Origin of the sequence: Paraburkholderia sp. BR10937 (assembly GCF_040965695.1) — a bacterium.
Taxonomy (GTDB): Bacteria; Pseudomonadota; Gammaproteobacteria; order Burkholderiales; family Burkholderiaceae; genus Paraburkholderia.
In genome coordinates this window covers 1-21,072 of sequence record NZ_JBFRCL010000017.1, presented here as the reverse complement: position 1 = coordinate 21,072, position 21,072 = coordinate 1, and the positions used below count along the sequence as shown (strand labels likewise).

Here is a 21,072-nt window from a genome sequence, read left to right as displayed (position 1 = left end):
AGACCATGGCCTCAGCCATTCACCCCACCGTTGACCGCGGCATCCAGAAAGGCGCCGAGAACTTCGCGGGCGGTACGCTGCGCTGCCAGTGCGCGCAAGACCCCGTTGAAGTCCGCATCGACTCGCAGGTCCTGTTCAACCACGCCTGTGGCTGCACCCAGTGCTGGAAGCCCGCGGGCGCGCTGTTTTCCGTCGTGGGCGTCGTGCCGCGCGACAAGGTAACGGTCATGACGCACGGTGAAAAGCTGAAGGTGGTGGACGATAAGGCCACGATCCTGCGTCACGCCTGCACGGCCTGCGGTACGCACCTGTATGGCCGCATCGAGAAGAAGGATCACGCGTTCCACGGTCTCGACTTCATCCACACCGAGTTGTCGAAAGACGCGGGCTGGGACGGCCCCGGCTTCGCGGCCTTCGTCTCCTCGATCATCGAGAGCGGCACGCCGCCTTCGGCCATGGCCGACGTGCGCCAGACGCTGCGCGAGAAGGGCCTCGAGCCATACGACTGCCTGAGCCCCGCGCTCATGGACCTTCTCTCCACCCAGGCTGCCAAGGCCAAAGGCACTTACCGGGAGGCCTGAAACGCTTATGGAGCGCATTGAACGACACGTCAGCCACGGCGGCAGCCAGGAGGTCTGGAAGCACGCCTCTTCCACCGTTGGCGGCGACATGAAGTTTGGCATTTATCTGCCCGAGGCCGCGCTGCGCGGGCAGAAATGTCCCGTGCTGTACTGGCTTTCGGGCCTGACCTGCACCGAGCAGAATTTCATCACCAAGGCGGGCGTGCAACGCTATGCGGCGGAACACGGGATCATCGTCGTCGCGCCGGACACCAGTCCGCGCGGCAGCGACATACCCGATTCGCCCGACTACGATCTCGGCCAGGGCGCGGGCTTCTACGTGAACGCCACGCGGGAACCGTGGGCGAAGCATTTCCGCATGTACGACTACGTGGTCTCCGAGTTGCCCGCCGTCGTCGAGGCCGGGTTTGCAGCGAGCGAGGCGCGCTCGATCAGCGGGCATTCGATGGGCGGGCACGGCGCGCTGGTCGTTGCGCTGCGCAATCCGGGCCGCTATCGCAGCGTCTCCGCGTTCTCGCCGCTCGTCGCGCCGAGCCAGGTGCCGTGGGGCGAGAAGGCGCTCACAGCCTACCTCGGCGACGATCGCGGGGCGTGGAAGCAGTATGACGCCGTGGAGCTGGTCGGCAACGCGAGCGAACGCCTGCCGCTACTCGTCGAACAAGGCGGCGGCGACGAATTCCTGAAAACGCAGCTACGGCCGGAACTGCTGCAGGCGGCCTGCGCTAAGGCGGGACAACCGCTGACGCTCAATCTTCGCGAAGGCTACGACCACAGCTATTACTTCATCGCCAGCTTTATCGGCGAGCATATGGCCTTTCACGCCAAAGCATTGGCTTGAGACGCGCCCGGCGCCCGACCGCTTGTTTTAGCGGGCGGGCGCGTTTTCTGGTGTCGTTCATGGGCGAGGCCCCGAGGCCGCGTCTACGTATAACCCAAAGTCATGCGACCGGGAAAATAAAGCGCATTGACGCTGTACTCCCCATCCTCCAATACTCAACGGCACCACACCATAAAAGCCATGCCAGGAGAAAGAGGATGACGAGCGCCCCGCTTTTCGATGCGGCACGCAGCACGATCGAACCGACCCGCAAAGACGCAATTTTGCGTGACGTCCGAGCCTGGCGGCTCGCGCGCGTGCAGGAGCAATTGCGCAAGCACAATGTGCCCGCCATCCTGCTCTACGACCCCGTGAACATTCGCTACGCGACCGACACATCCAACATGCAGGTATGGGCTAGCCGCAATCCCGCGCGCTACGTCATGGTCGTCGCAGACGGTCATGTCGTCGCCTGGGAATTTCACAGCAGCGAACATGTCTGGGATGGGCTGGACCTCGATGTCGAATTGCGCGGCGCGCTCAGCTGGACGTTCTTCAACGCGGGCCACGAGGCGGAGCGCCGCGCGCAGGCGTGGGGCGCCGAAATCGTCGACGTATTGGGCCGGCACCCACCCGGTGAAACTGTGCTCGCCGTCGACCGGCTCGATCCGTTCGGCGCAGCCTGCCTGTCTACTCAATTACCGGAGCCCCCATGTATCAGCGCCATGAGAACCTCGAGCATTTCATTCGCGTTGCGCGAACACTGTTTCAGGCACCCGCGCTGCCCGAGGCTGGCCGCCAGACGGCCGTGAAAGTATTCGAGCGTCTCGAACAGCCGTCCGACGACGGCAAGCGCAACCGCGCACGCTATCCCGCCTGCGATCTCCTCGATGCATCCCTCGCACCACTGCTTGACGACTCAACCAGTCTCGGCGATGCGGCCCGCGCCATCAAAACGCTCGAACCCGCTATCGGCTGGCAGCGGCGAACGTCCGGAGCGAATGGAAGCGAGGACTATGTCGAAAAGCATGTGAACGGCATGATTTGCGGCCCCGGCGGCATGGAGAGCCGATACGACTTGCAACTGGGGTTTTCGCTGCTCGCGCCGCACACGCGATACCCCGATCATCGACATCCCCCTGAAGAAGCCTATGTGTTGCTCAGCGCAGGGGAGTTCCGCCAGCGCGACGGCGACTGGTTCGATCCGGGCATCGGCGGCGGCCTCCACAATCCGCCCAACAGCCTGCACGCCATGCGCTCGGGCACCACTGCGCTCCTCGCGCTGTGGTGCCTGCTGGTATGAGCGCGCTTTTCGATTATCGGCGGCTCAATCAAAGGCTCAGCAGCCCGCGATACAAGCCGTAGCCGGCCACGACCGCGGCAACGAGCACGGCTGCGAATACGAATTTCTCCAGATGCGTAAACACGTGCTGCCCGGCTTCTCGCCTCGCCTTGGCGAACAGAACGACGCTCGGCGCATAGAGCAGCGACGAAAGGAGAAGGTATTTCACGCCCCCGGCATAAAGCAGCCAGACCGCGTAGAGCACGGAAACCGCAGCAATCAGAAAATCCCTGTGGCGTTCCTTTTGCGACAGTTCATAAGTCTCGCCGCGAATGGCGAGCAGCAACGCGTAGCTCGCCGACCAGAAGTAAGGCACGAGAATCATCGAGGTGGCGAGATAGATGAGCGAGAGGTACGTGCCTTTCGACACCAGCGTGATGAGCAGAAACAGCTGCACCATGCCGTTGGTCAGCCATAACGCGTTGGCCGGGACCTGCCTCGCGTTTTCCTTGCGCAGGAACGCGGGCATCGTGCGGTCGCGCGCGGCCGAGAACAGAATCTCCGCACACAACATGACCCACGAAAGCAGCGCGCCGGCCAGGGAAATGGCGAGCCCCACGCTCACGAGCACCACGCCCCAGTGTCCGATAACGTGTTCGAGCACGCCTGCCATCGAGGGATTCTTAAGCCCGGCGAGTTGCGGCTGCGTCATGATGCCGAGCGCCAGCACGTTGACGAGCACCAGCACGAGAAGCACGACGAAAAATCCGATCACCGTGGCCTTGCCGACGCTCTTGCGGTCCGCGGCGCGCGCCGAAAAAACGGTCGCCCCCTCTATGCCCACGAACACCCACACCGTGACGAGCATCATGTTGCGGACCTGATCGAGCACACCGCCGAGCGCCGGATTCGAGCGTGCCCAGATATCGGCCGAGAATATGTGCAGCCGAAACGCGAGGAGGCAGATGAGAATGAACAGGACGAGCGGAATGATCTTCGCAATCGTCGTGATCTGATTGATGAAACTCGCTTCTTTTATGCCGCGCAGCACCAGGAAATGCACGCTCCACAGCAGCAGCGAGGAGCACGCGATTGCGGGTAACGTATTGCCTTCGCCGAAGACGGGGAAAAAATAGCCGAGCGTACTGAATAGCAGCACGTAGTAGCCGACGTTGCCGAGCCACGCGCTGATCCAGTAGCCCCAGGCCGAGGCAAAGCCCATGTAATTGCCGAATCCGGCCTTGGCGTACGCGTAGACCCCGCCATCGAGATTCGGCTTGCGATTGGCGAGTGTCTGAAATACCAGCGCGAGGGCCAGCATGCCGAAGGCCGTAATGACCCAGCCAATCAGCACGGCGCCTACACCCGCGGAAGCGGCCATATTCTGCGGCAACGAAAAGATCCCGCCGCCGATCATCGAGCCCACGACGAGGGCAACGAGCGCGCCCAGCCGCAGCCCGTTTGTGTCCCTGTGTTCCCCGGCGGCATCGAACCCGTGGGTGGCGTCGCTCATATCCGCTCCGTCTTCGCAGTGTCAGGTCGGGGTATCCGGCTCCGTCGCGAAATCAATGTTGGCAGGTATGCAGGCAAATGCAAGGAAAACGCAGTGCAAGCGGAAACGACAGGAAACGTCGGGCCATGCGCGGCGCATCGCCGGCATTGCGATATGATCGCCCTTTACTGTGCCGGGATTCCCTACATGCAAGTGCTGGTCGACGCTGACGCCTGCCCCGCCGTCATCAAGGACATGTTGTTTCGGGCCGCGCGGCGTGCCGAAGTCCAGCTGACGCTGGTGGCAAACCAATATCTGCGCACACCGCCGTCGCCCTTCATCAAGTCGATTCAGGTGCCAGCGGGATTCGATGCGGCCGACGCCCGCATCGTCGAACTGGTCGAGCCGGGCGACCTCGTGATTACCGCCGACATCCCGCTTGCCGCCGCGGTGCTCGAAAAGAACGCGCAGGCGCTCGATCCACGCGGCAACTGGTTCACGCGCGAAAATATTCAGGAACGGCTGACGATGCGCGACGTGATGGATCAACTGCGCAATGCAGGCGTCGAAACGGGCGGACCAGCCCCGTTCAGCGCGCGTGACAGCAAGGCGTTTGCCGGCCAGCTCGATCGATTTCTCGCGCGGCATAGCCCGCCGCCGCGCAAGATCGAGTGATGGCGAAAGCGATGAGACGTTTGGAATCATTGCGTCATGGATGCCCCTGCGCCGTGGCCCCGCACGCGCGAATCGCGCGCGATTAAAGCCGAAATTCTCCCTGCGCGCCGCTAACCCCTGCAAAGTGCAGGGTTTTTGTCAGATGATTTGACGCCAAAAAAGAGGCGGCGCGACCGCGAACCCCGCTGGTTCCCGAAAGCCCCCGATCCCCCGCCCGCCCCGGCGCAGCCGGACTTTGCCGCCGATCGCCCCTGTCCGTCTTGATGCGTATTGGGCAGGCACGATAGTTCGGCATCCTCATTGCCCTGCGTTTCGCTCTTGCCATTGGGCGGCGTCTTTCCTATGATCATCAAACGCGAATCACTCTCATTCGCATCGAATTGCCATACGCCCGCGCAAACGGTTGCGCGGTTGCGCCTCGTGAGTCTTCTCGCCGTCTTCGTCCTTCGATGAGGTAACCCGACATGGTCCTTTCCGCTCCAGGTGAAAGTTCAATCATGAGTACAACTAATATCAAGCCAGGTCCGCCCACACCCGTGCTCGACTTCGTGGCGATCGGCCTCGGGCCGTTCAATCTGAGCCTCGCCTGCCTGGCCGAGCCGATCCGTGATTTGCGCGGCCTCTTCCTCGAACGCAACGAGGACTTCGACTGGCACCCGGGCATGCTGATCGACGACACCACGCTGCAAAATCCGTTTCTGGCCGACCTCGTGAGCCTCGCGGATCCCCAAAGCAGGTTCAGCTTCCTCAATTACTGCAAGCAGGAAGGCAAACTCTATGCGTATTACATCCGCGAGCGCTTTTATCTGAGCCGCGCCGAATATAACCGCTACTGCAAATGGGCCATCGGCCAGCTGTCGAGCATCGCGTTCGGCTCGAGTGTGGAGCACGTCGAATACGACGCGCAGCACGGCCATTACGTGGTGCGCGGGCGGCACGTGCGCACCGGCCAGCCGTTCATGCATCGCGCCGCGCGCCTCGTGATCGGCGTGGGTTCCGTGCCGCAATTGCCGCCGTGCTGCGGCGAGTTGCGCGAGCGCTGCATCCATAGCGCGCATTACGTGGCGCGCAAAGCCGAGCTGCAGCAAAAGCGCTCGATCGCCGTAATCGGCAGCGGCCAGAGCGCAGCCGAGATCTTCTACGACCTGCTCAAGGAAAGCGACGAGCACGACTACACGCTCGCGTGGATCACGCGCTCGCCGCGGTTTTTCCAGATGGAAAACACGAAACTCACGCTGGAAATGATCTCGCCCGACTATATCGACTACTTCTACAACCTGCCGGACGGCGTGCGCGAAAACATCATCGCCAAGCAGGACAGTCTCTACAAAGGCGTGAACGCCTCGCTCATCAACCAGATTTACGACCTGCTCGACGACCGCCGCAGCCGCGGCAGCAACAGTGCGCGTCTCATCACCAATTCCGAGCTGAGCGCCTGTCATCACGACCGCATCGAAGACCGCTTTCACCTGCGCTTCGTGCAGCGCGACGAGGGCGTGCAGTACACCCATGTCACGGACGGCGCCATCTTCGCGACCGGCTATGGGCAGAATGTGCCCGGCTTCGTCGACGGCATTCGCGCTCGCATCCGCTGGGACGACAAGGGGCGCTACCGGCTCTCGCGCAACTATGCGATCGACGTGAACGGGCGCGAGGTTTTCGTGCAGAACGCGGGGCTCTACAGCCACGGCTTGACCAACCCTGACCTCGGCATGAGCTGCTATCGCAACTCCTGCATTCTGCGCGAGCTGACCGGTGTGGAGCACTACAAGATCGAGCGGCGCATCGCGCTGCAGGACTTCTCGGTGCCCGACACGGAGGCGTTCGTGAAGATGCCGCTGGAGGCGCAATGAAGCTGCGCAGCACGATCATCCTGATGACGACCTTCGCCGTCATCAGCGATGCGATCCTGATTCCGTTCTACCCGCAGTTCTTCGCCGCGCGCTATGGCGTGACGAGCCCCGTGCATGCGGGCGCTTACGTGGCGTTCATCTCCATCGTCGTGATGCTCACGCTGCCGCTCTGGGCGCGCATTGCGAAGCGCCTCGACGCCATGCATCTGCTCGTCTATACACAGTGCGCCGCGGGCGTGCTTTCGGTCGCGAGCTATTTCGCGGCGACGGTGCCGCTCTTCTGGGTGCTCTCGCTCGCGATGTTCATGTGCAAAAGCAGCTATCTGCTGATGTACCCGTACATGATGCGGCTCGAAGCGAAAGAATCGCATGCGCATACCATCGGCGTGCTGTCGGTGGTGGTGCACTTCGGCGCGATCGCGGGCGCGGTGGCGGGCGGCTTCGTCATGCAGGTCTGGGACGCGCATCACTGCATCTTCGCGATGGCCGCCGGCGACTTCGTGCAGATGGCGATCTGTCTTGCGCTGATCCGCACGCATGGCATTGCGCGGCGCTGCCGGTTCGCGGGCGTTGCCGATGAAGCGCCAGTCAAGCCGGGGCTGCGTGCGCGCATGCCGATCCTGCGCCTCGCGCTGCTCATGCTCGCGTTCGACTTCTGCGTGTATCTCATCCGGCCGTTCATGGCGTCGTACTGGCAAGCGGTCACCCACGCGCCCGGCGAGCTGGTTCCGGGACTTGTGTTCGCCATTCCAGGCATGGTCGCGCTCGTCGCGCTGCGCCTGAACAAGCGCCTCGCCATGCAGGGCAAGCGCGTGCCCGACCACATGCTCGCGAACCTGCTGCTGTGCACCGCCGGCATGCTGCTGCAAGGCGTGGAGGCGCCGTTGTGGATCGTCGTGGGCCGCGTGATGTTCGGCTGGGCGCTGTTCCAGATCGTCGTGAAGCTCGACGTGACGATGTTCGCACTAAGCACGCCCGCCTCGTACGCCGCCGATTACAGCGTCATCAACTTCTTCCAGAACCTTGGTGTGCTGCTGGCCTCGTTCGCGGCCGGCGCCATTGTCGACGAAGCTGGCTTGCGTGCGCCGTTCCTTGTTGCGTCCGTAGGCCTCGTTGTCACGGCATTCGTAAGCGTCTGGCTGCTCGCCCGGCCGCGCGCCGAGGACGCCGCCCTTTCCAACCCGATTGCCGAAACAGGAGTCACCGCCCGTGCGAACTGAAATCGCCGCCGACGAAATCGCGTTGCGTCATGTCCCGCCTGCACGCATGGCCAGAGGCGGGGCCTTTCACATCCGCCCACTCGACGCGCAACGCGACGCACCCACGCTGCACCGCTGGTTCATCGAAGAACGCGCGGCGTTCTGGAACATGCGCGACAAGAGCGTGGCGGACGTGGCCGCTTTCTATCAGGCGATCGAAGACTCCGGGCACGCGCGCGCCTGGCTCGGCTTGCAGGATGACGTACCCGCCTTCCTGTTCGAAAGCTACGAACCGGCTCACGAAGAGATCGGCGAGCACTACGATGTGTGCGCAGGCGATCTCGGCATGCATCTGTTCGTCGGACCCGCTACCAGGCGCACATCGGGCTACACGCGCCACGTGTTCGAGACGCTCATGGCGTTCCTGTTCGAGCGCCTTGGCGCGCAACGCGTCGTCGTCGAGCCGGATGCGCGCAACGCACGCATCCACGCGCTGAATCGCGCGATGGGCTTCGTGTATACGAAGGACGTCGCGTTCCGCGAGAAAACCGCCTCGCTCGCGTTCTGCACACGAGCCGCCTTTTACGCTGCCATTATGCAGGATCACTAAATTCCATAAGGACATCGCAACATGAATCATTTCGCAACCCAGGCTTCCATGCAACACGTTCTCCTCACGCCCCACGAGGCTACCGCGCACCTCACACCCGAGGTCTGGCAGCGCGCGAACCGCATGCTGGTGCGCAAGGCCATTGCCGAGTATGCGCACGAACTGATCGTCGAACCGCAGCGCGAGGGCGATGCGCCCGGCGAGCACTACGCGCGCTATGCGCTCGAATCCGACGACGGCACCCGCGTCTACACCTTCGAGGCGCGCCTGCTCGCGCTGCGCCACTGGAGCATTCGCGCCGAAACCATCGTGTGCTCGCAGGACGGCGCGCCGCAACCGCTCGACGCGCTCGCCTTCATCCTCGATGTGAAAGCGCGGCTTGGCATCAAGGAGGAGATGCTGCCCATTTACCTCGACGAAATCAGCAGCACGCTGTATGGCGCGGCCTACAAAGCAGTGAAAGACGGCCCCGATACGGCCGAACTCCTCGACGCCGATTTTCAGGCGATCGAAACCGCGATGAGCGAGGGCCATCCGGGCTTCGTCGCCAACAACGGCAGGCTCGGCTTCGACGCGGGCGACTATCGCGCGTTCGCACCCGAGGCGGGCTCGCCGCTCCAGATCGTCTGGCTCGCCGTGCACAAGGCGAACGCCGCATTCCACAGCTCAGCCGACCTCGACTACGAACAGCTGATGGAAGAAGAACTGGGCGTGGAGACCGTCGCGCGCTTTCGCTCGATGGTCGAAGCGCGCGGCGTGGACTTTGCCGACTATCGGCTGATGCCGGCGCACCCGTGGCAGTGGTTCAACAAACTATCGATTGCGTTTGCGAGCTATGTCGCGATCAACCGCATCATCTGCCTCGGCTTCGGCGAGGACCGCTATCAGGCCCAGCAGTCGATCCGCACGTTCTTCAATCTCTCGGACCGTTCGAAGCGCTATGTGAAGACGTCGCTCTCGATTCTCAACATGGGCTTCATGCGCGGACTCTCGCCGTACTACATGTCGGGCACCCCCGCCATCAACGACTTCATCAAGGGCCTCGTGGCGAGCGATCCGTATCTGCAGGACAAAGGGTTCACCATCCTGCGCGAAGTCGCGTCCATCGGCTTTCGCAATCGCTATTACGAAGCGGCCGTCCAGGTGGACAGCCCCTACAAGAAGATGTTTTCGGCGCTCTGGCGCGAGAATCCGCTCGGCCTCGCGGGAGACGGCCAGCGGCTCATGACCATGGCCGCGCTGCTGCATACGGACCGCCACGGCGCAGCGCTGCTGCCCGCACTGATCGAGGCTTCGGGGCTCACGGCGCAAGCCTGGCTCGAACGCTACATGGAGGCGTATCTGGCACCCCTCGTCCATTGCTTCTACGCGCACGATCTCGTGTTCATGCCGCACGGCGAGAATCTCATCCTCGTGCTCGAAAACCATGTGCCAGTGCGCGCGATCATGAAGGACATCGCGGAGGAATCTGCCATCCTCAACAAGGACGCGCAGCTGCCGGAGAACGTCAAGCGCCTTGCGGTGGACGTGCCCGAGCGCGTCAAGCTGCTCGCGATCTTCATCGACGTGTTCGACGGCTTTTTCCGCTACCTGAATCAGGTACTCGTCGAGCACGGCTGCTGCACGGAAGACGTGTTCTGGGACACGGTGGCGCGCTGCGTCGCGCGCTATCAGGACGAGCACCCGCAGCTCGCGCGCAAATATGCCGAATACGACCTCTTCGCGCCCGAGTTCCTGCACTCGTGCCTGAACCGTCTGCAACTGGGCAACAACCTGCAAATGGTCAATCTCGCCGATCCCGCCGGCAATCTGAAGATGGCGGGCAATCTGCGCAATCCGCTGGCGGGCAGGCGCGGCGCGCCGCGCGACGCCGCGCAGGCCACTGGCATGAGCGCCGAAGCGGTCGCGGCATAAGCATGGCGGCAAACCGCGCGCTCGACGACATGCTGCAGCTCGCCGCGCGGCTCGTGCCGGGGTTGCAGGGCGTGGTGGCCGCGCGCCCCGCGCAAGGCATCGTGCACACGCGCCCGGCGCCGCCCAGCGGCGAGGCCAATCGCGCTGCGCTCGAGGCGCTCCTTGCCTTCTGGTCGCGCACCTACCCCGAAGCGGGCCGCCTCTACTGGTCGTCGCGCTGCTGGGGCATCCTGATCTGGCAACCGCTCTACTTGAGCGTGATCGGGGTGCATGCGACTGGCGTGTCGCTGTCGCTGGCGGACATCGCGCAGCCTATTGCCGAGGGCTGGACCCGCGAAGTCCGCATACCCGATCACGAACCGGCGCAGGGCGACATGCACGCGTTGATCGCGCAGGCCGCTCGGGAAATCGTCTCGTGCTGCGAGCAGATGCATGACGAGTTGATGCCAGTGATCCGCCTGAATCCGGCGGCGGCGCGCGGCACGCAGGCCGACGTGGTGCTCGCCGCACTGCTTGCGGCACGCAAGGCGCGGCCCGAATGGAGCGACGCGCAGGTCGAAGCGCATGGGCAGCGGTGGCTCGCGGCGCTCGGCCTGCAAGGCTGCTCAGGCTATTTCCCGTTCTCGCGCACGGACGGCGCAAACGCACTCGCGCTGGAGCGCCGCACCTGCTGCTATCACTATCGCCGCCGCGACGGCGAACTCTGCAGCACCTGCCCGCGGCTCGCAAAGCATGAACGCATCGTGCGCCTGAACGCGCAACACGAACCAGGATGAAACCGACCGATGAACGATATCAGTGACCTCGCGCATCTCGCGCTGCCGCCTGACACGGAGGAAGCGCACGGGCAATTGCCCGCGAGCACCTATTTCGACGAGGCGCTGTTCCAGCGCGAGATGGCGCGTATCTTCGCGCACTCGGCGCTATACGTGGGCCACGAACAGTCGGTGCCCGAGCGCGGCGACTGGCGGCATCTGCCGCAGGACGAGGGCGGGCGCGTGCTGGTGCGCGGCGAGCACGGCGTGCAATTGCTCTCGAACGTCTGCCGCCATCGCCAGTCGCTCATGCTGGGCGGCATGGCCGGCAACGTCGCTGCGAGCGGCGGCCCTCCCGCGCAAGGCAATCTCGCCGCGAGCGGCGGCAACATCGTGTGTCCTTTGCATCGCTGGACCTACGCGCCTGGCGGCGAGCTGATCGGCGCGCCCGAGTTCGAGCGCAAACCGTGCCGCAATCTCGAACGTTTCGAACTGCGAAATTGCCACGGCATGCTCTACGAAGGGCCACGCGAGCCCGCACGCGACATGGCGCGCGTGTTCGAGCGCCCCGAGTTCGACTTCTCCGAGTACGTGCTCGATCACGTCGAAACGCATACCTGCCGGTACAACTGGAAAACCTTTATCGAAGTCTATCTGGAGGATTATCACGTCGCGCCATTCCACCCGGGGCTCGGGCGCTTCGTGACCTGCGAAACGCTCGACTGGGAATTCGCCGAGACGTACAGCATGCAGCGCGTGGGCGTCCACGCCGCGCTTGCGCAGCCGGGTTCGGAAATCTATCGCGCGTGGCACGATCGTTTGCTCGACTATCGCGGCGGCGCGGCGCCCGAGTTCGGCGCCATCTGGCTCGCGTATTTCCCCACCCAGATGATCGAGCTCTACCCGCACGTGCTCGTGGTCTCGACGCTGTATCCGAAGAGCCCGCAGGAAACACTCAACGTGGTGGAGTTCTATTACCCCGAAGAAATCGCGGCATTCGAGCGCGAATTCGTCGAAGCCCAGCGCGCGGCATATCTGGAGACGATGATCGAGGACGACGAGATCGCCGAGCGCATGGACGCGGGACGACTGCGGCTCCACCGGCGCGGCATCAGCGACGCCGGGCCGTATCAGTCGCCGCTCGAAGACGGCATGCGCCATTTCCATGCGTGGTATCGGCGCGCCCTCGCGGGTCCGCTCGAGTGATCCATGCGAAACCGCGCAAGGCAGGCGGCTTCGCACGGGCGCGGCCAATGGTGCGCACGCCGCGCGTCTGCCCGCCGCGTCAGGCGTCGGCCACTTCGCTCAAGCGGGGGTAGTCCGTATAGCCTTGCGCGGCGCCCCCAAAGAAGCCGTTGCGATCCGCCGTGTTCATCGCCGCGTTGCGCTGCAGGCGGGTGACGAAATCCGGATTCGCCAGCACCATCTGACCGTAGGATTCCAGATCTGCCAACCCCGAGGCCACATCGGCGCCAATCTGTTCGCGCGGGCGACCGGCGCGGTTCACGATCAACGCGCCCTTCCACAGCTTGCGAATGTCAGCCAGCAGCGCCTCGTCGCCCTGATGCGCGATGTGCAGATAGGCGAGCCCCAGCTTGTCGAGTTCGGCCACCAGATAGTGGTAAAGATCGGGGCCTTGCACGCCCTCGTCGATGCCCCACAGCGTCGTGCCCGGTGAGAGGCGGATGGCCGTGCGGTCCGCGCCGATTTCCCCGGCAATGGCGGCCGCGACTTCGAGCGCAAAGCGCGCGCGGTTTTCGATCAGGCCGCCGTATTCGTCGGTGCGCGTATTGGCGCTCGGCGCGAAGAACTGCTGAACCAGATAGGCATTCGCACCGTGGATTTCGACGCCGTCCGCGCCGGCATCGACCGCGCGGCGGGCCGCGGTGCGGAAGTCCTGGACCGTGCGGCGGATTTCCTCGATGGTCAAGGCACGCGGCACCGGAATGTCCTGCATGCCGCTGGCCGTGAACATGGCCGTGCCCGGCGCGATGGCGGAAGGCGCGACGCCCGCGCGGTGGTGCCGCGTATTGTCGGGATGCGACATGCGGCCGGCGTGCATGAGCTGGATGAAGAGATGGCCGCCTCTCGCATGCACGGCCGAAGTGACTTTTTTCCATCCGGCGACATGCGCGTCGCTATAGATGCCCGGGGTCGTAATGTAGCCCTGTCCCTCTTCCGAAGGCTGCGTGCCCTCGGTGACGATCAAGCCAACGCCCGCGCGCTGGGCGTAATACTCGGCGGCCAGTTCGCCGGGCGTGCCGTCGGCCAGCGCGCGCGAACGGGTCATGGGCGCCATGGCCAGACGGTTTGGCAGCGTGTAACGCCCGACGCGCACGGATTCGAAAAGCTTGCTCATGATGATCACCTCGACTGGTTTGGATGGGTGCATCATCGCCTGCTTCACGATTGGGATAAATATGGTAATTTGGATATCATTGATCCGTTGATGGAGCAGTCAGGGTGGAACTACTGAACGATATGGCCTTGTTCGTCGAGGTCGTCAAAGCCAGGGGGTTTCGCAGCGCCGCAGACGTGACGGGCATGCCGAACTCCACCCTTTCACGCCGCATCAGCGGCCTGGAAAAAGCGATCGGACTGCGCCTGCTGCATCGCACGACGCGCAAGATCGAGTTGACCGAAGCAGGCCAGATTTACTTCGAGCGCTGCAAGCGCATCGTCGATGAAGCCCGCCTCGCGCACGAGCAGCTAGGCGACATGGTTGCGCAGCCCAGCGGCGTGCTGCGGGCCTCGTTTCCGGTCGATTTCGCCGTCACCTACCTCGCGCCCCTGATCGCCGAATTTGCGGGCCTGTACCCCGCCATCTCCTTCGATTTTGAACTGAATCCCCGGCGTGTCGATCTGGTGAGCGACCCGTTCGACGTGGCGATCCGTATGGGAGAGTCCGAAAGCTCGCAACTCATTGCGCGTCCACTGGCGTCGCTCACGCCATACCTGTATGCGTCGCCGGGCTATCTCGAGCGCGCGGGCGAGCCAGGCAAACCAGCCGAGCTGGAACGGCACGAATGCCTGGTCATCCTGAAGGCCGATACGTGGACCTTGCACGACGCAAAGCGCACGAGCACGGTGAAGGTGGGCGGACGCTTCACGCTCAACAGCGTCGGCATGATCCGCCGCCTCGCCACGCTCGACATGGGCATCGTGCTGCTGCCGGAGGAAATCGTGGCCGACGAGGTGGCCAGCGGCGCGTTGCGGCGGATTCTGCCGCAGTGGCATGGCACGCCTACGCCGGTCTATGCGATTACGGAAACGCGTTTGCTTCCGGCCAAGACGCAGCGCTTCATCGAGTTTCTGCGGGAGCGGCTGGCGCGGTAGCAAGCGGCCGAGGACAGATGACCGCTGAGACATCCGCGAGCGGCGCTGCGACCGCTCGCGGATAGGGGGGAGGAACGACGCTACGGGTTAGAAGGCGACGTAGGCCGATGTAGCGACGCCAGGATTGCCGTCGGTGTTCGGATCGTAATTGACGTACACAGTGCGGCCATAGAAGAACGGCATGCCGAAATCGAAGGCGACGCCCGTCATGATCCCGCCGACGTTCCCGTACGCGAAGCCACCGTCCTCGAACAAATTCAGCGCGTTGGCGATGCTAAGCCCAGCCGAAACGTTGGTACCGTTGAATCCTGTGACAGAAGGCGTCCGCGAAACCGTCGAAGCGGGGCAGTAGAAGCCGATCGCGAGCTTGCACATCGTCGACGACAACGTGCTGTCGGGGAAGAACAGCCCGTTTGAGCCTGTATCGAAGAATGCCGCCGACACGCTCGTACCGCTCAGCGATGCACTTTGCACGTTGCCATAATGGTCGGTTGTGAGCTTCTGAATGCCGGAAGTCGGCACAGCGTTGTTCGATTGCGTACCGATGCCGAACGTCAGGAACCCGGTTGCGCTCGTCGAGCCCGACGACGTCACGGCCGGCATGTTCAGGATCACGCCCGTGTTGTCGGTCGGGAACAACCGGACCGGATTCGTCACTTGCGACGCTTCCACTACCGCGAGGTCCGTGCAGCTCGTCGAATTTCCCGACCCCGTGCAGCCGAAATAGACGCCGTTAGGCGTAGTTGCGCAGCCACTGCCGCAGTCGTATTCCGCGGGGCCGATGCCGAGAATGCCGTGCGCGGCGATTGACGACGACGTGTCGTTGAGCGAGCCCGTTGCGCAGCTGTTGTTAGTGCCGCCAGCGGCCGTTTGCGGCAGATCGCCCATGACATGGATGGGTACGCTCGAAGCCGTTTCACCGCCGATCGTCACATCCGCCGTACGAACGGAGCCCCAGGCGTTGCCGTCGACGAAACCGAAGCACTCGGCAACGGCTTTGCCGCTCGCTGTTTCAACCGGCAACGCGGACTGCATGGTGCTGTTCAGCGCATCCATCGTGAGCCGCAACCCCCACGACCCCGTATCGACCTGAATGTTGTTGATCGTTTGGCATGTGCTCGTGCCGTGAGCGCAAATCGTGACACTGACCGTCGGAATGTTCGGAGCGTTCTTGTACCCCGCCGCTACGGTCACGGCAACCTGGTTGCTCGCGAGCGTCGCGGGCAAGCTCGATACCGGGGCGCCGGCAGCCAGGACCGTGCCGCCCGTGCTGTTGGCGGTTCCGCCCGTGCCGCCGCTGCCTGTCGACGTGCTCGCCGACGAATTACCCGATCCGCCGCCGCACCCCGCGACGAGAGCGACAGCCGCCGCCAGACCGAATGCGGCCAGCATTCGGGCCAGTTTCCCATTGATACTCAACATGGTTCGCCTTGTTTTTGTCTGTTATTGGACGTCGGTGGCGCTCACGCCAGCTGGCAACGACTGCGGCAGGTAGGCCTGCCCGGAGAATGCACCCATGTGGCCGCCGGAATGAACGACAAGATCGGGAAGCTCGACATTCAGCGGACCACGGCCCGGATTTGCCGTGCGCTGCGCGACGCGTGCGCTGTCGTATTGCGTGAAGTAGGTGCCGAGCAGTACGGGGAGGTTCGGCATGATCGGCCCACTCCAGGCGATGCCGAATACCGTTCCGGCTGCCGAGGCGTACTCACGCACGACCGTGCCGGTCGCGAAAGTCGTCTGCGTCACCGTGTACGAGGCGGCGCTCGTGGTACCGGCGACGCCCGATGCTGCATGGGCGACGGCTGTACTGGCCGAACTGGAGACAGCTCCAGCCGGCGCGGGCGTGGGCATGCCGCCGAGTGCAGCCGAGGCAGGTATTGCCGCGCCCAGCGCAGCGCAACTCAACGCCGCACAAAGTGCGACGTGCATGATCTGTTTCGACATCAGGAGAAAACCCTTTCTTGGTTGGCTTTATCGCGCACATCGGCGCAGGGTTGCCGTTGCCATTCTTGCGAAAATCAACGGCGAAAATCGAACCTTCATTTGACGCCTGGCGTCCGGAAAACGAACCGGAACGCCCCGCGGCACAGAGGGTCCGCCGCACGGTGTATCAATTCTCTATTCGTCTATTTTCTCAGTTGCTCGCAGTTGGCTTCAATCAATGAGCCTTAGTTTCCCGAGGCGATCTCCGCCTCGATTATCCTGGCTGTTATCTTCGATCTGGTAAACGCGTGTACGCACCGCGGGAAGCTCGGGCGGCTCCTTTGCGATTCCCCATGCGCTCAGCAAGCCTTCAAACGAGGCACCGGCCGGCGCCGTCCGTGGCTCCGGCAGGGGCACGCCGGTTGAACGGTAGCGCGCGCTTCCTCGCGCACTCGCGCCCTTATTGACGCGTTCGGCGGCGCCGTTGCGCATGGCGTAGCGAACGACATCCGAGGCTTCGCGTGAACTCATCAATCCCGACGCAGTAATTTCACTGACCGACGCGCTTTCGCGTTGCGCCAGCCAGTGCAGCAGCGTAAGCGCACTAGCGTGAACCTTCATTGCAGGCCTCTCCCGTCCTTGTCTTGTCCCTTTCCCCGGCGAAGATCACGCGATGCACTGACGGGATTTCGGGGCGTCCGCGATGTCAAGCTGACATCCGGCCGCCGGAGTCACGCTCACGCCATTGCGCTTGATAGCGCCTGCGAACGTGAGCCCCGACGCGAGGACCGTCCTCGTCAGGAGCGTGAATAGCGTGTGCAGGCGTGTGCTGCACGCTGAGATAGGCCATCTGCTTTGCATTCGTTCATTCCCCGCACGCGCAAGCGTAGGCGGTAACCCCGGAGCGGCCGGCGTGCCGCGTGTTTGCAATCATATTAATTCTGTTCTTTAAAGGCTATCGGCAACCTTTAGACGAATCTTTAGTGCAGCCATCAATTTATGAATGCCGCATTTTCGTAATAAAAACGTAGGGAATTGCAACTGAATCGAATAAATCGAGGAAAAGCCGGGTGCGCCATCCCACATACTCGTGCCCCCATATCCCGTCACAATTGACGCGGCCGCCCGGGCCAGCGATGCATGATGCAAAACACATAAACGCCCGACCGGCGCTTCGAGTCGACCGCAAATAACAACGCACAAGGGGTTCGAATGGAGTCGATCACATTTGCTCAGTGCGTGAAGGGCGCATGGCGCGACGGCTGGCGATATCTCCGTCACCACCCAGTATTTGCAGTTCTGCTACTGCCCTACGCGTGGCTGTCGTCGTCCGCCGTGAACGCCCTGAGCCCCGACCGCACGCCGCCGTTCCGGCTCCTCACCTACGTCCCGCTGGGCGTCTTCACATTGCTGGAGAGTGCGCTATTTTCGCTTCTCATCATTCACGCCATACGCTTCGTATTGCTTGACAATGATTCGGCTAACGCACAGCCGATCTCAGGCCCGAGCTATTGGCGATATCTTGGCTGCACCTGGGGACTGGCCATGCTCGCACCCGTGCTCGTCTGCCTGGTGCTGGCGCTCGTCGGCTTGGCCTTGGCGCTGTGTGTCGAGTTGATGATCGGGCTCGACCCCGCAGCGAAAGCCGCGATTGTGCAGCATCCTGTGGAGGCGCGCCTCCTGATAATGATCGTTGGCGCAGGTCTCGTGCTGCTTGCCGGAGGCATCAGTTGTTTCGTGCTCACGAGGCTGAGCCTGCTCCACACGCACGTCGCTATTGGCGGCACGCTCAGGATACGGGAAGTGTGGACCGATACGCGCGGGCATTGCTGGAGCATCTGGCTCATCCAGTTGTGCGCAGGACTGCCAACGCTCTCGGCCTCGGTCATCGTCGCCGCAACCGGCTTCGCGACGCGGCACCAGGTTCTCGCTTCGCTCAACACCCACAATCTGCCGGGCACCGCACTCGCCACTTTCGGCGCACTCTATCTGGGCGCGCCGTGTTCCGCCTGGCTATATCGACGCTATGGCAACACCCTGAAGGCGAGCCTCGCCCGCTGAAGCCCGCTCACGCAACCGGCGCGCGCCGCGCGAACAAACGCCGCGTCAGATCGAACGCTACGAGGTTGCCCGAGACGACCAGCAAAAGCCCGATAACGGCAAGCAAGGACCACCGGTAGCCCTCGTAGACCGTCGAAACCGCCAGCGCGACGATCGGGAACAAGACCGTGCAATACGCCGCGCGCTCAGGCCCGATCCGCCCAACCAGCGTCAGATAGGCCGTGAAGCCGATCACCGACCCTGCCACGACGAGCCAGGCCAGCGCGCCGAGATAGCGCGCATCCATTTCGAGCCTGAACGGCAATCCGGCGAAGGCGCTGCCCGCCACGAGCACCGCGGTGCCGATCAGCATGGCCCAGCCGTTCGTGACGAGCGGATTGAGCCCCATCGACTGCATGCGGCTGGATAGCAGATTGCCGGTGGAAAAGCACAGGGTGCCGAGAAATGCCACGGCGAGCCCGAGCCACGCGGTCTGATCGCCGATATGGCCGGCCATCTGCTGCAGGAAAAGACAAACGATCCCGATCAGCCCGAGTACGGCGCCGCCCACGGCGCTGGGTTGCAGCGGCCGGCCCATGAAAATGCGTCCGTTGATCGAGTTCAGCAGCGGCGCGGTCGAAAACACCACGGCCACGAGCCCGCTCGGCACGATGTTCTCGGCATAGTAAAAGCACAGGAAATTGAGGCAGAACAGCGCCAGCCCCTGGGCGAGGAGGTAGCGCCACGCCGCGCGCGGCGGCCAGATGGGGCGGCGCATCACGCCCAGCAGTGCGAACACCAGGAGCGCCGCGAGGCCGAAACGCCAGGCGATCGAGACAGGTGCAGGCACGACGCCGAGCTGCCACTTGATAGCGATCCAGGTGGTGCCCCAGATCAGGACGGTGAGCACGTAGAGTAAAAGATTCATTGCCGGAAAAAACTCGAGTCGATGCCCGAACTATGGCGTACGGCGGCGGCGCGGACTTGTCCAGGATTGCGCATTTCTTGCCTGCGCCCGGCCATGGCCAGCAGCAACGGGGGCGCGAGCGTATACTTCCAAAACCTGCTTTGACAACCGTTTTGACGACCCCATCACCGAGTTGCAGCCCGCCGCCCCGACCATGAACCCCCAGGTGCCGCTCCCCGCGCCCGCCCCCGCCGAGACGCCCTTTGGGCTGCATTCGGTGTGCCGCACGCTGAGCGCGGCCAACGCGACGCTGGAGCGTTTTGCGTGGCTCGGCGACCAGTTTGCGGCCGCCGTCTGGACGCGCGTCACGCGCGAGGCCGAAACCGTCTATGACCGGCCCGGCCATCACACGCTGTCGTGCTATCTCGACGGCGGCTACCGCACCGAGCGGCAGAAGCTGCCCGGCGTGTACGGCGCGCCAAGCCGCCTCTGCGCGCTTCCGGGCGACCATGAATCGCGCTGGTGGGTGCGCGGCCACATGCATTTCATGCATCTGTACTTCCTGCCCGAGCACTTCACGCAGCGCGCGGTGCGCGAACTCGACCGGGAACCGCGCGAACTCACGCTGGCCGACCGCACGTATTTCGAAGACGAACGCATTGCCGTGCTCTGCCAGACGCTGGCCAGCGAGAACTGGGCCGATCCAGACGGCCTTTTGCGCAGCAACGAAACGGCGCACGAAGTGCTGAGCCTGCTGCTGCGCAGCCAGGGCGTGCGTCGCGCGGGCACGGCCCTAAAGGGCGGTCTCGCCGTGTCGACACGGCGGCGCCTGCGCGACTATATCGACGCCCACCTGGGCGAGACGCTGACGCTCGGCGCACTGGCCGATGTCGCGTGCCTTTCCGAGTACCATCTCGCGCGCATGTTTCGCGCCTCGTTCGGGCGGCCGCCGCATGCGTGGATCGCCGCCCAGCGTCTGGAGCGGGCGCGTTTGCTGTTGCGCACGACCGCCCTGCCGCTCGCGCAGATTGCGGCAGAGTGCGGGTACGCGAACGCGAGTCACTTCAGCCATCGCTTTCGCGACGCGTTTGGCGCCGCGCCGAATGTCTATCGTCAAGCATTCCTGAAGTAGTCGCGTGCCCCCCCGATCCCGCCGTGCGTGGCTCCATGTTTTGAGGCGCGGCTGGGTCTTGTCGCGGCTGCCGGGCCTGCCTATCGTGACGTCATGCCCTCGACGCTCACCGCACAGAGCCCGCCATGTTCCGAACCATCGTCGAACGGACTTCGCGCTTTAGCGCCAATGCCCCCTTGTCGCCCGCTCTGCGCGCAAGCTTGCGCGGCGTCGCCATTCTGGTTGCGGCAGTGATGGCGTTATTCCTTGCACTCATGTTCGCGCCCCACAGCACCCGCGCCAATCTTGCGCTGTGTCTTGCATCGCAGTCCGAATCACCGTCGAAACACGACAGGATAGATGCACACAACGCCCAGTCCCTCGCGATCGAACGTTGCATCGACTAGCCACCCCTGCTCCACCAGCAAAAATCCCCCATACCGCCGGTAATGCCGTTCAGTTAAGCCTGAACGGCATTGTTGTTTTGATGGCGAGAAGGTGTTGTAAACGACGCGCCGAGCTGTTAACTTTTCGGCGCGATGCTTTCCAGTCACCTGACCTTTCTGCTCGAAGC

22 protein-coding genes are annotated in these 21,072 nt (G+C 63.6%); 15 read left to right on the top strand and 7 right to left on the bottom strand.

Annotated elements, in window-relative coordinates; translation table 11 throughout:
• The first annotated feature begins 5 nt into the window (after positions 1-5).
• Genes gfa through AB4Y44_RS15980 form a run of 4 tightly spaced genes read left to right on the top strand, consistent with a single transcriptional unit; the run spans position 6 to position 2,701 of the window.
• Positions 6-581, top strand: a complete 576-nt coding sequence (gene gfa, locus AB4Y44_RS15995; RefSeq protein ID WP_342920030.1) for an S-(hydroxymethyl)glutathione synthase — start codon at positions 6-8, stop codon at positions 579-581.
• A 7-nt stretch (positions 582-588) separates the two neighbouring features.
• On the top strand, positions 589-1,419 hold the full coding sequence (gene fghA, locus AB4Y44_RS15990) for an S-formylglutathione hydrolase (protein WP_342920029.1): 831 nt from the start codon (positions 589-591) through the stop codon (positions 1,417-1,419).
• 59 nt (positions 1,420-1,478) lie between these two features.
• The gene (locus tag AB4Y44_RS15985) at positions 1,479-2,210 is read left to right on the top strand and encodes a hypothetical protein (RefSeq protein ID WP_368700240.1); all 732 of its coding nucleotides are present in this window, start codon (positions 1,479-1,481) and stop codon (positions 2,208-2,210) included.
• Positions 2,111-2,701 carry a dimethylsulfoniopropionate lyase gene (locus AB4Y44_RS15980; RefSeq protein ID WP_342920027.1) on the top strand — a complete coding sequence of 197 codons (591 nt, stop codon included), beginning with the start codon at positions 2,111-2,113 and terminating at the stop codon, positions 2,699-2,701. Before AB4Y44_RS15985 ends, AB4Y44_RS15980 begins: the two co-directional genes overlap by 100 nt.
• A gap of 28 nt (positions 2,702-2,729) precedes the next feature.
• On the opposite strand, the gene arcD is transcribed toward AB4Y44_RS15980, so the two are convergent.
• Complete coding sequence (gene arcD, locus AB4Y44_RS15975) at positions 2,730-4,193, bottom strand: arginine-ornithine antiporter (RefSeq protein ID WP_342920026.1); 1,464 nt, start codon at positions 4,191-4,193, stop codon at positions 2,730-2,732.
• A 186-nt stretch (positions 4,194-4,379) separates the two neighbouring features.
• Between arcD and AB4Y44_RS15970 the strand changes: the two genes are divergently transcribed.
• The 7 genes from AB4Y44_RS15970 (at position 4,380) to AB4Y44_RS15940 (ending at position 12,384) form a co-directional block, all read left to right on the top strand.
• The gene (locus AB4Y44_RS15970; RefSeq protein WP_342920204.1) at positions 4,380-4,847 is read left to right on the top strand and encodes a YaiI/YqxD family protein; all 468 of its coding nucleotides are present in this window, start codon (positions 4,380-4,382) and stop codon (positions 4,845-4,847) included.
• A gap of 497 nt (positions 4,848-5,344) precedes the next feature.
• Positions 5,345-6,700, top strand: a complete 1,356-nt coding sequence (locus tag AB4Y44_RS15965; RefSeq protein ID WP_368700155.1) for a lysine N(6)-hydroxylase/L-ornithine N(5)-oxygenase family protein — start codon at positions 5,345-5,347, stop codon at positions 6,698-6,700.
• The gene (locus tag AB4Y44_RS15960) at positions 6,697-7,920 is read left to right on the top strand and encodes an MFS transporter (RefSeq protein WP_342920024.1); all 1,224 of its coding nucleotides are present in this window, start codon (positions 6,697-6,699) and stop codon (positions 7,918-7,920) included. Before AB4Y44_RS15965 ends, AB4Y44_RS15960 begins: the two co-directional genes overlap by 4 nt.
• Positions 7,910-8,509: a GNAT family N-acetyltransferase gene (locus AB4Y44_RS15955; protein ID WP_368700154.1), complete on the top strand. Its 600-nt coding sequence runs from the start codon at positions 7,910-7,912 to the stop codon at positions 8,507-8,509. The genes AB4Y44_RS15960 and AB4Y44_RS15955 overlap by 11 nt, the downstream gene beginning before the upstream one ends.
• Positions 8,510-8,557: 48 nt before the next feature.
• Complete coding sequence (locus tag AB4Y44_RS15950; protein WP_368700234.1) at positions 8,558-10,423, top strand: IucA/IucC family siderophore biosynthesis protein; 1,866 nt, start codon at positions 8,558-8,560, stop codon at positions 10,421-10,423.
• 2 nt (positions 10,424-10,425) lie between these two features.
• Complete coding sequence (locus AB4Y44_RS15945) at positions 10,426-11,199, top strand: siderophore ferric iron reductase (RefSeq protein ID WP_368700153.1); 774 nt, start codon at positions 10,426-10,428, stop codon at positions 11,197-11,199.
• Between the two features lie 9 nt (positions 11,200-11,208).
• Positions 11,209-12,384: an aromatic ring-hydroxylating dioxygenase subunit alpha gene (locus AB4Y44_RS15940; protein ID WP_368700152.1), complete on the top strand. Its 1,176-nt coding sequence runs from the start codon at positions 11,209-11,211 to the stop codon at positions 12,382-12,384.
• Positions 12,385-12,463: 79 nt separating this feature from the next.
• Here the strand turns inward: AB4Y44_RS15940 and AB4Y44_RS15935 are convergent, their stop codons facing one another.
• Complete coding sequence (locus AB4Y44_RS15935; protein ID WP_368700151.1) at positions 12,464-13,537, bottom strand: alkene reductase; 1,074 nt, start codon at positions 13,535-13,537, stop codon at positions 12,464-12,466.
• Positions 13,538-13,641: 104 nt separating this feature from the next.
• Between AB4Y44_RS15935 and AB4Y44_RS15930 the strand changes: the two genes are divergently transcribed.
• Positions 13,642-14,514, top strand: coding sequence for a LysR family transcriptional regulator (locus AB4Y44_RS15930; RefSeq protein ID WP_368700150.1), 873 nt, complete (start codon positions 13,642-13,644; stop codon positions 14,512-14,514).
• Between the two features lie 87 nt (positions 14,515-14,601).
• On the opposite strand, the gene AB4Y44_RS15925 is transcribed toward AB4Y44_RS15930, so the two are convergent.
• Complete coding sequence (locus tag AB4Y44_RS15925; protein ID WP_368700149.1) at positions 14,602-15,936, bottom strand: DUF3443 family protein; 1,335 nt, start codon at positions 15,934-15,936, stop codon at positions 14,602-14,604.
• A gap of 21 nt (positions 15,937-15,957) precedes the next feature.
• Positions 15,958-16,368 (bottom strand): DUF2844 domain-containing protein, encoded by a 411-nt coding sequence (locus AB4Y44_RS15920; protein WP_368700233.1) that lies wholly within the window; start codon positions 16,366-16,368, stop codon positions 15,958-15,960.
• Positions 16,369-16,478: 110 nt separating this feature from the next.
• On the opposite strand from AB4Y44_RS15920, the gene AB4Y44_RS15915 reads away from it, so the two are divergent.
• On the top strand, positions 16,479-16,682 hold the full coding sequence (locus AB4Y44_RS15915) for a hypothetical protein (RefSeq protein WP_368700148.1): 204 nt from the start codon (positions 16,479-16,481) through the stop codon (positions 16,680-16,682).
• Here the strand turns inward: AB4Y44_RS15915 and AB4Y44_RS15910 are convergent.
• On the bottom strand, positions 16,672-17,061 hold the full coding sequence (locus tag AB4Y44_RS15910) for a hypothetical protein (RefSeq protein WP_368700147.1): 390 nt from the start codon (positions 17,059-17,061) through the stop codon (positions 16,672-16,674). The two genes, AB4Y44_RS15915 and AB4Y44_RS15910, sit on opposite strands and share 11 nt — an antisense overlap.
• A 591-nt stretch (positions 17,062-17,652) precedes the next feature.
• Here AB4Y44_RS15910 and AB4Y44_RS15905 point away from each other — a divergent pair.
• Entirely contained in the window at positions 17,653-18,501 is an 849-nt protein-coding gene (locus AB4Y44_RS15905; protein WP_368700146.1) for a hypothetical protein, read from the top strand.
• Between the two features lie 7 nt (positions 18,502-18,508).
• Here the strand turns inward: AB4Y44_RS15905 and AB4Y44_RS15900 are convergent, their stop codons facing one another.
• The gene (locus tag AB4Y44_RS15900; protein WP_368700145.1) at positions 18,509-19,408 is read right to left on the bottom strand and encodes a DMT family transporter; all 900 of its coding nucleotides are present in this window, start codon (positions 19,406-19,408) and stop codon (positions 18,509-18,511) included.
• Between the two features lie 193 nt (positions 19,409-19,601).
• Between AB4Y44_RS15900 and AB4Y44_RS15895 the strand changes: the two genes are divergently transcribed.
• Complete coding sequence (locus tag AB4Y44_RS15895; protein WP_368700144.1) at positions 19,602-20,519, top strand: helix-turn-helix domain-containing protein; 918 nt, start codon at positions 19,602-19,604, stop codon at positions 20,517-20,519.
• A gap of 314 nt (positions 20,520-20,833) precedes the next feature.
• On the opposite strand, the gene AB4Y44_RS15890 is transcribed toward AB4Y44_RS15895, so the two are convergent.
• On the bottom strand, positions 20,834-21,072 hold a 239-nt coding region (locus AB4Y44_RS15890; RefSeq protein ID WP_368700143.1), incomplete at its 5' end, for a hypothetical protein.